This window comes from Enterococcus sp. 2201sp1_2201st1_C11_2201SCRN_220225, assembly GCF_040925905.1.
GTDB lineage: Bacteria > Bacillota > Bacilli > Lactobacillales > Enterococcaceae > Enterococcus_C > Enterococcus_C asini_A.
The window spans coordinates 38,943-47,822 of sequence record NZ_JBCOJC010000019.1 but is presented as its reverse complement, the minus strand read 5'-3'; the positions used below and the strand labels follow the sequence as shown (position 1 = coordinate 47,822).

Annotated in this window: 10 protein-coding genes; 9 read left to right on the top strand and 1 reads right to left on the bottom strand. The window is 41.8% G+C overall.

Annotation, left to right across the window (positions count from 1 at the left end; translation table 11 throughout):
- The 7 genes from AB5754_RS06955 to AB5754_RS06925 all read left to right on the top strand — a co-directional run.
- Positions 1-1,270: bifunctional UDP-sugar hydrolase/5'-nucleotidase (locus tag AB5754_RS06955; protein ID WP_368259524.1), on the top strand; the 1,270-nt coding region annotated here is incomplete at its 5' end.
- Between the two features lie 226 nt (positions 1,271-1,496).
- Positions 1,497-1,730: a hypothetical protein gene (locus AB5754_RS06950; protein ID WP_368251858.1), complete on the top strand. Its 234-nt coding sequence runs from the start codon at positions 1,497-1,499 to the stop codon at positions 1,728-1,730.
- A gap of 127 nt (positions 1,731-1,857) precedes the next feature.
- Positions 1,858-2,634 (top strand): sulfite exporter TauE/SafE family protein, encoded by a 777-nt coding sequence (locus tag AB5754_RS06945; RefSeq protein WP_368251857.1) that lies wholly within the window; start codon positions 1,858-1,860, stop codon positions 2,632-2,634.
- Between the two features lie 12 nt (positions 2,635-2,646).
- Complete coding sequence (locus AB5754_RS06940; protein ID WP_368251856.1) at positions 2,647-2,868, top strand: hypothetical protein; 222 nt, start codon at positions 2,647-2,649, stop codon at positions 2,866-2,868.
- Complete coding sequence (locus tag AB5754_RS06935) at positions 2,865-3,377, top strand: GNAT family N-acetyltransferase (protein ID WP_368251855.1); 513 nt, start codon at positions 2,865-2,867, stop codon at positions 3,375-3,377. The genes AB5754_RS06940 and AB5754_RS06935 overlap by 4 nt, the downstream gene beginning before the upstream one ends.
- Positions 3,358-3,672, top strand: coding sequence for a hypothetical protein (locus tag AB5754_RS06930; RefSeq protein WP_368251854.1), 315 nt, complete (start codon positions 3,358-3,360; stop codon positions 3,670-3,672). The genes AB5754_RS06935 and AB5754_RS06930 overlap by 20 nt, the downstream gene beginning before the upstream one ends.
- 173 nt (positions 3,673-3,845) lie before the next feature.
- Positions 3,846-4,466: an FMN-dependent NADH-azoreductase gene (locus tag AB5754_RS06925; RefSeq protein WP_368251853.1), complete on the top strand. Its 621-nt coding sequence runs from the start codon at positions 3,846-3,848 to the stop codon at positions 4,464-4,466.
- A gap of 123 nt (positions 4,467-4,589) precedes the next feature.
- On the opposite strand, the gene AB5754_RS06920 is transcribed toward AB5754_RS06925, so the two are convergent.
- Entirely contained in the window at positions 4,590-5,753 is a 1,164-nt protein-coding gene (locus AB5754_RS06920; protein WP_368251852.1) for an ROK family protein, read from the bottom strand.
- A 259-nt stretch (positions 5,754-6,012) separates the two neighbouring features.
- On the opposite strand from AB5754_RS06920, the gene xylA reads away from it, so the two are divergent.
- Together xylA and xylB are read left to right on the top strand one after the other, a co-directional pair.
- Positions 6,013-7,320 carry a xylose isomerase gene (xylA, locus tag AB5754_RS06915; RefSeq protein ID WP_311834129.1) on the top strand — a complete coding sequence of 436 codons (1,308 nt, stop codon included), beginning with the start codon at positions 6,013-6,015 and terminating at the stop codon, positions 7,318-7,320.
- Between the two features lie 76 nt (positions 7,321-7,396).
- Positions 7,397-8,878 carry a xylulokinase gene (gene xylB / locus AB5754_RS06910; RefSeq protein ID WP_368251851.1) on the top strand — a complete coding sequence of 494 codons (1,482 nt, stop codon included), beginning with the start codon at positions 7,397-7,399 and terminating at the stop codon, positions 8,876-8,878.
- Positions 8,879-8,880: the final 2 nt, after the last annotated feature.

Here is an 8,880-nt window from a genome sequence, read left to right as displayed (position 1 = left end):
AGACTATTTGCAAAAGGCTATCAATAGCTACGAACATCCGATTTTAGCAGCCAACGTCTTGGGCGAAAACGGTCGTCCATACTTTGGCCAGCCCTATGTGATTATTGAAAAAGCAGGAGTAAAAGTGGCGATTTTGGGCGTTGTCACTCAGTATATTCCTCATTGGGAACAACCCGCCCATATTGAAGGGCTTCATTTCCAAAGTTTGGTGGAAACAGCACAGCAGTATGTACCAAAATTGCGGGAGCTAGCGGATGTAGTGATTGTGGCTTACCATGGCGGTTTTGAGCGCGACTTAAAAACAGGAGAGCCTACTGAATTGCTTACGGGAGAAAATGAAGCTTATGAGCTCCTTCAGAGTGTTTCAGGCATTGATGCCTTGATTACCGGGCATCAACATCGAGAAATCGCTGGCATCGTTAACGGTGTCCCTGTGATTCAGCCGGGATCTTTTGGCCGTTTTGTAGGGGAAATTGTTTTAGATGTGGAAAAAATTGACGATGGGATGAAAGTCACTGGAGCCAGTGCCAGCATTCATCCGGTGGCAGATTGCCAACCAGATACTGCCATTTTAGCCAGTGTAGCCGATTTAAATCAGGCTTTAGAAACTTGGCTAGATCAACCAGTGGGACGAGTGGAAGGGGATATGCGCATTGCGGATTCGATGCAAGCTCGCTTAAAGGAACATCCTTACGTGGAATTTATTAATAAAGTCCAAATGGAAGCTAGCGGGGCACCAATTTCCGGCACTGCTTTGTTCAATAACGAGGGCAAAGGCTTTGATGAAACCATCACCATGCGCAATATCATTACCAACTATATCTATCCGAATACTTTGGCTGTCTCCCGCATTACCGGAGCTGATTTACGTCAAGCGCTAGAACAGACCGCCAATTACCTAGCTTTGGATGAAGAGAACCAGATCATCTTCAACCCGCGTTTTATCAAACCGAAACCTCAGTATTACAATTACGATATGTATGAAGGGGTAGATTATACCTTGGACTTACGCCAACCTGTGGGCGCTCGGGTAACTCGTTTGGAATTTTCGGGCAAACCAGTAGCAGATACGGACAGCTTAGAAGTGGTTGTTAACCAATATCGAGCAGTGGGTGGGGGCAATTACGCCATGTTCACTCCAGAAAAAATTGAGCGGGAAGTCCAAATTGACATGACGGAGCTGATTGCTGATTATTTACGCCGTCATCCCGTGATTCAAGCAACGGTAAATGAGAACTTTCAAATTTTACCTCAGTCGAAAAAACAATAGTTGGAGATTTCATCAAAAAGGCTCTGAATATTTATGGAAAACCGATGAAAGAAAGCGATAAATTGCGGGATTTTGCTAATACTAAAGAATCTGTAAAGTCCAAGTAAGATTTCTCTTACAATGATGAATTTTGGTAGCTTTTTAAGTGGGAAGTGAGTATACTCCTTTGGTAATGAGGCATGACTGTTTGAGGAGACAGCGTGTCTGGAGAAAGGAAGTGTAGACGTTGGATTGGCAGACGCTTTTTGCCCTTGTTGCAGAAAACTGTAACAAAGAGGTACCGATCGAAATCGATCACGACTTGTGTTATGTCTATCGAACGCAGAAAAAAGGGTTCCCCTTCAAATCTGTAACGACTTGTCAAAAAACTGCATTCGCCAAAGCTGAGTTACATGAGATTGTTGAGTTTTTGAACACTCATGGCTATCGCGCGAATATTAAAGAAGAAGTAAAAGCTTAATTTGGGATAAAGAAAAGCCATCTGGCAATTGCCAGGTGGTTTTTTACGGTCAGTCTCCCCCTTCCCTAGCTTTAATCTCTTGGCTTTCGTATAATGGGAGACAGTAAAGAAAAAAGCGAGGCAGATTATGATTGGATTGCTCTATTTTATCATTATTATTTTCGCCAATACCATTGGCGCTATTTCTGGTATGGGAGGGGGCGTGTTAATTAAGCCCTTACTTGATGCCATTGGGGCAGATTCGGTGCCGGCGATTACGTTTTATTCCACGGTGGCAGTCTTTACCATGTCCATCGTTTCCACGTTGCGCCAGCGAAAAAATATGACCATTGATTATGCTGTGGCGGGTTTGGTTTCTTTAGGAGCAGTCCTGGGGGGCATCGGTGGGAATGTAACCTTTGAGGTGTTGTTGCAATTTTTTACAAATGAAAAATCGGTGCAGTTGATTCAAATCTTGTTGACGATTTTGACTATTGGTTTTTCTTATATCGTTTCTGGCAGTCAGTGGCGCTTAGGATTAAAAGGACGTCATTGGTATGTGGTCGTCGGTTTACTTTTAGGCTTTTTGGCCAGTTTACTCGGTATCGGTGGTGGGCCGATTAACGTGGCGCTACTTTTGTTGTGCTTTGGGATGGATATGAAAGCCGCTACGGTGTATTCCATTATTACGATTTTCTTTTCTCAGTTGGCAAAGATTTTGACCATTAGCACCACCACGGGCTTTGCTCGCTATGATTTACACATGCTTTATTATGTGATTCCGGCGGCGATTATTGGTGGCTTTTTAGGAGCTTTTGCCAGCGGGCGGCTAAAAGAGGACAGTGTGCGCCGGGTTTACCAGTTGGTCTTGTTGTTAGTCTTATGTATCAATGGGTATAACGGCATTCAAATCTTATTTTTCTAGGAGAAGAGAGTCATGGAAAAAAGGAAACGTCGCTTAATAAAAGGCGACCAAGGTCTATTATTACCTTTATCAGCAGAATTTGTGGATACTTTGCATTTGACAGAAGGCGCCATTGTGGAAATTGATGAAGAACGTCTCGCCCAAGCAATGAAAGAATTATCCCAAGAAGATATTTTGCAAGAAGTGCTAAACCGAGCGTTAATAAGGGATGAACAGGAGGAATCTGGAAAATGAAGATCCGTCAGGCAACTACCCAAGATTATCCCGCAATTGGGGATTTGATCACTCAGGCTTTTAAAACCGCGCGTATTTCCCATGGTGGTGAGGCAGAATTTGTAGCAAAATTTCGTCTAAGGGATGATTTTCAGCCAGAACTAGAACTAGTGGCAGAAAGCGACGGGCGAATTGTAGGACATGTCTTATTGGCAAAAGTACCTTTAGGAGAAGCTGAGTCCTCAGCAAATCGTTTATTAGCTCCGTTATCGGTGGCTTTTCATTATCGCAATCAAGGCATTGGGACCAAACTGTTAGCCCAAGCTTTTGAAAATGCTCGCAAGGTCACCAACCAAAGCTTTGTGATGGTTCCCAATCAGGGGGACAAGCTAGATATCAGCGTACCGGATTTGCGGGTTTACCAAAAAGGCCACAATCTATTAGAAGCTTGCCAAGTAGGCATAGAAGTATTGCCGCTGCCTAACTCATCTGCAAAAAGGAGTTTGGAACATGTACAAGGAACAATTTGAAGCGTTACACTTAAATGTGGTGGAATTGCCAGTGGAAATGGAAGAAGGCCTGCCGGTGTACCGCGGCTTTATTCGAGAGCTCCCTTTTTTGGCTGGTTCTGGTTATTCATTACAAGAACTCTATCGTCAGCTAGCAGAAGCATATCAGCGTTACTGGGAACAACAAGTGGCAGAAAAAGAAGAGCAAGAAGCAGCCGAACAGACCACCGCGCTACTTTCTTATGAAGATATTTTGAAATACTACGATGGAGAAACGTTTGATGGCTTCGCTATTTCTACAGAAGAGGAGGAATAGTTTCTTTACGTCAGTCGTTGTTATTGAGCAGTGTTTGGATAAGTCTATCCAAGCACTGCTTTTTGCTTAATCAAAAAGTGTGAGCATATTAGTTGAGACAAAAGAGTAAATAGTGTATCTTACATTTTGTAAGTAAAAACAAATTAACGAATAGAAAAAGGAGCACAACACCCATGAGTAATATTTTAGTCGTAAAAGCCAATAACCGCCCAGACGGAGTTTCTACAGAAATGTACAACGTGTTTATGGAAAACATTGATCAAACCAAAAATAATGTAACTACTTTTGATGTCTTTGCCCAAGAAATGCCCTATATCGGCCAAGACTTATTTAATGCTTTTGCAAAAAGCACAGAAAGCGAAGAATTAACTGAAAAAGAAGCTACTTTAATGGCAGTTCGCCAAGAAGCTATGGATAAAGTCGCAGCCGCTGATACCATCGTCTTTGCTTTCCCAATGTGGAATTTATCGATTCCAGCAGCATTGCATACTTTTATTGATTATATCTTCCAAGCTGGTTTCACTTTCTCTTACAATGCAGACGGCTCCATGAACCAATTGTTAAAAGATAAGAAAGTTATTTTGTTAAACGCCCGTGGTGGCATTTACTCTGGTGATGCCAGTGTGATGGAAAATTCCGTAACTTATATGGAAAAAGTCTTCGGCGGCATGTTTGGGATGGATATTACCGATGAAGTCATCATTGAAGGCCATAATGCGGACCCATCAAAAACAGAAGCCATTGTAACAGCTGGACTTCAAAAAGTAGCAGAGTTGGCAAAAAGCTTGGCGTAAGTAGCCGATTGCCATGAATTAATGAAGATCCTGACAAAAGTTGGGATCTTTTTTATCGTAAGAAAAGCCAAAGGAGGTCAAATCATCCCCGAATGATTTGACCTCCTTTGGCTTTTAAGTATGTTATAAGTTGGATTCCGTTAGCTGCAAGTGTTTAATAGCCAGAAAATGTTGTAAGTTTAAGACTAAGCCTCCTAATAAAGTGGCTTTTTCCTGTAAAAGGCTATTACGAAGCGTAACTTTTTTTGAGAAATGATTATGCAAAGATTCTTTTAATAAAGGAATCATTTCAGGGATTTCCCAATATAATGAGCTGTTTAAAACAATTACTTCGGGATCGTAATGGGCAATCAAATTGTTAATGCCGATACTTAAATAGCGGACATTTTCAGCGACTACTGCTAAGGCATCTGCATCTTGATTGCGATAATATTCCCGTAAGATAATGGCGTTTACGTAGTCCATGGATTTAATCTCAGCAAAATGATCAAAGCAGACCATATTCGCCGCGTACATTTCCAAACAGCCATGGTTGCCGCAGCGACAAGGAGTTCCATCCAAAACGACAATTTGGTGGCCGATTTCTCCGGCTGTTCCATGGGAGCCTACTTGCAGCCGGCCATTTTGGACAATCCCAGCACCAATCCCACTGTGCATATTAACACAGATGAGACTAGAAGAAGTGGAAGTAAAGGTATATTCTCCAAGAGCTGAAAGATTGGCTTCGTTTTCAAAATAAATGGGGTAGCTGGTAAGGCTTTCGGCAATTTTACGAAACGGAATCTGATCTAAATTGTAATGCGGGGTAAAGAGAATGTCTCCTTGGAAAACAGGACCGTGGACGGCAATTACTACACCGATAACCCCATAAACGGTTTTAGGAATTACTGATTCAAAAGTTGAGAAGATTTCTGAAAAATAGGTTTTAATTGTATCTTCGTTTAAAGGGATGGGTTTTTCTTTGACAGTTGCGATTTCGCTACCATCTAAATAGCTTAAAAGACCATTGACGTAGTTATAGCCAACATCAATGGAGATGGAAAGTCCAGCTTTTTCATTAAATTGGAGATTGATTGGTTTGCGGCCACCGACATTACTGGATTCGCCAATACCGGTCTCAATTACTAGCTGATCATCGATTAATTTTTTGACAATGCCAGAAACCGTAGCCTTCGTTAGGCCAGTTAAACTCGCTAAATCAGCCCGGGAAAGGTTACTGCGGTTCATTATGTATTCTAAGCATAGTGTTTCGTTCGCTGTGCGAGGTGTATATATTTTTTGGCTCATATGGCTATGATTCCTTTTCGTTAATTTAGTTGGTTAATTTACTTATTTCATTGTAGTCGTTTTCCTTGGGTTTTGCCAGCTTTTTTTATCCACTCTATTCTTAATAGGCTATTGTTTTATTCAGCTAACGTGGAATTAGAATATTTTTTTATTTTTTTCTCTTGACCTTTCTTGTGGAAACGAATACAATAACCTCATAGAGTTAGTTCGTAAAAAGAACGAACTAATAAAAAGCATTTAAATTTAGGAGGAATTACCAATGAGTTATTTTCCAGAGGTAGCAAAAATTCAATATGAAGGAACCAAAACTAAGAATCCATTTGCTTTTCGTCACTATAATCCAGAAGAAGTAGTAGCCGGGAAAACCATGAAAGAACATTTGCGTTTTGCGGTAGCGTACTGGCACACCATGACTCAAGACGGCAGCGATCCATTTGGTAGTCCAACGAACCAACGAACTTGGTTTGGTGCGACAGAAATGGAAACAGCCCGTAATCGAGTGGAAGCTTTCTTTGAAATTTTGGAAAAACTTGGGGCGGAATACTTCTGCTTCCATGATGTGGATATTGCACCAGAAGGAGATAGTTTAGAAGAATTTTACCAAAACCTTGATGAAATCACGGATTTGATTAAAGAAAACATGGACCGTACCGGTATTAAATTGTTGTGGAATACCGCGAATATGTTCAGTCATCCTCGCTATAACAATGGAGCTGCATCTACAAACAATGCGGATGTCTTTGCTTATGCTGCAGCCCAAGTGAAAAAAGGCTTGGACATTTCTAAAAAACTGGGCGGCGAAAACTATGTCTTCTGGGGTGGCCGTGAAGGGTACGAAACTTTGTTGAATACCGACATGGGCTTTGAACAAGATAATATTGCGCGCTTATTCAAAATGGCAATTGCTTATGGAGAAAAAATCGGTCACAAACCACAATTCTTATTGGAACCAAAACCAAAAGAACCAAGCAAACACCAATACGATTTCGATGCAGCCACTACTTTGCAATTCATTCAAAAATATGGTTTAGATGGCGACTTCAAGTTGAACTTGGAAGCAAACCATGCGACGCTTGCCGGTCATACCTTCGAACATGAAATCGAAGTGGCTCGGATTAACCATGCACTAGGTTCATTGGATGCCAACCAAGGGGACGTGCTTTTAGGCTGGGATACAGACGAATTCCCAACCAATGTATATGATGTGACTTTAGCTATGTACGGCGTTTTAGAAAACGGCGGTATCGCTCCTGGTGGGATTAACTTCGATTCAAAAGTTCGTCGTTCTAGCTTTGAAATGGAAGACTTGTTCTTAGCGCATATTGCTGGGATGGATACTTTCGCTCGGGGCTTGAAAGCTGCAGCGAAATTGAAAGAAGACCGTTTCTTCGATGATTTGAAAGAAAAACGGTATGCTAGCTTCCATGAAGGCATTGGCGAAAAAATCATTAACGACCAAGAAGATTTGGAAAGCTTGACTGAATACGCATTAGGCTTGAAAGACATTAAGTTAGAATCCAGCCATATTGAATACGTGAAATCTTGCTTGAATGACTACTTGGTTTAAGATGATTAACAAATGAACGAATAGAAACGAGGAGGGTAAGCCTGGGTTTATCCTCCTTTTTTAAGAGGTGGAAAAAATGTATGTATTAGGACTTGATTTAGGAACTAGTGCGTTAAAGGGATTAGTAGTGGATCAACAAGGAGAGTTGGTTGCCGAAGCTACTGCCAGTTATCCTTTATCCATTCCAGCAGTTGGCTTTAGTGAACAAGATCCTAAGCACTGGCTAGAAGCTGGAGATAAAGTCATGAAAGAGTTGCTTGTCCAATTGCCAGCTTTAAAAGAAAAATTAGCAGGGATTAGTTTTTCAGGACAAATGCACAGTCTAGTCTTACTAGATGAAAATAATGAACCGTTGCGCCCAGCAATTTTGTGGAATGATGTGCGGACGACTAAGCAATGCCAAGAGTTGACGGAAAAAATAGGCCCCTTAGTTTTAGAGCATACAAAAAATGTTATTTTAGAAGGCTTTACCTTGCCGAAGATTCGTTGGGTACAAGAAAATGAGCCTGAAATCTGGCAGCAAGTGAAGAAAATCCAATTGCCAAAAGACTACTTGCGTTTTTGGCTAACCGGCGAGTTTCATATGGATTATTCAGATGCTGCGGGTACCTTATTATTGAATCAAGATACCCAAGAGTGGGATCAAGAAATCATGAAGCAACTGGAAATTGATCCAGCGATTATGCCTACATTAATTGCTTCTACTGGGGTTGTGGGCAAGGTTCGTGCTGAATTAGCAGAAGACTATGGCTTTACCCAGCCAGTTCAAGTGATTGCCGGTGGAGCGGATAATGCTTGTGCTGCTGTGGGAGCGGGGATTGTCTCAGAAGGTGTGGGGATGTGCTCCATTGGAACCAGTGGCGTCTTTTTACGCTATGAGAAAAATACTCAAAAAGAGTATGACGGCAAACTGCACGTCTTTGCTCATGCGGCAAAAGAGGCAGCTTATTCCATGGGGGTTACTTTGGCAGCTGGAAGTAGTCTTTCCTGGTTTAAGGATACCTTTGCCGCTGAATTATCCTTTGAGGAGTTGTTAGGAGAGGTTGACAGTGTGAGTCCTGGTAGCGATGGTCTTTTGTTTACTCCTTATATCGTGGGAGAGCGCACGCCTTATAGCGACAGTCAAATTCGCGGCAGCTTTATTGGAATGGACATTCACCATGAAAGAAAGCACTTTGCCCGCAGTGTTTTAGAAGGAATTACGTTTTCTTTGAAGGATTCCCAGCAAATTATGGAAAAGGTAACCCAAGAAAAACTATCTCGAATTGTCTCGGTAGGCGGAGGGGCAAAAAATAAAGATTGGTTGCAAATGCAAGCCAATATCTTTAATACGCCGATTACTACTTTGACCACCGAACAAGGCCCCGGCATGGGAGCTGCCATGTTAGCGGCAGTTGGTTGTGGCTGGTATTCAGATGTGGTTAGTTGTGCTAAAGATTTTGTCTCTTATCAAGGAGAATATTTACCGGAACCAGCTACAGTAAAAGCCTATGAAGAAGTTTATCGACGTTATCGGATGGTTTATCCAGCGACGAAACCGATTTGTGAACGTACTTAAAT

Bases quoted from the DNA above. Each gene is read 5' to 3' on its own strand.
- AB5754_RS06945 (WP_368251857.1), top strand. From the start codon at position 1,858: ATGATTGGATTGCTCTATTTTATCATTATTATTTTCGCCAATACCATT.
- AB5754_RS06940 (WP_368251856.1), top strand. From the start codon at position 2,647: ATGGAAAAAAGGAAACGTCGCTTAATAAAAGGCGACCAAGGTCTATTA.
- AB5754_RS06935 (WP_368251855.1), top strand. From the start codon at position 2,865: ATGAAGATCCGTCAGGCAACTACCCAAGATTATCCCGCAATTGGGGAT.
- AB5754_RS06930 (WP_368251854.1), top strand. From the start codon at position 3,358: ATGTACAAGGAACAATTTGAAGCGTTACACTTAAATGTGGTGGAATTG.
- AB5754_RS06925 (WP_368251853.1), top strand. From the start codon at position 3,846: ATGAGTAATATTTTAGTCGTAAAAGCCAATAACCGCCCAGACGGAGTT.
- AB5754_RS06920 (WP_368251852.1), bottom strand. From the start codon at position 5,753: ATGAGCCAAAAAATATATACACCTCGCACAGCGAACGAAACACTATGC.
- xylA (WP_311834129.1), top strand. From the start codon at position 6,013: ATGAGTTATTTTCCAGAGGTAGCAAAAATTCAATATGAAGGAACCAAA.
- xylB (WP_368251851.1), top strand. From the start codon at position 7,397: ATGTATGTATTAGGACTTGATTTAGGAACTAGTGCGTTAAAGGGATTA.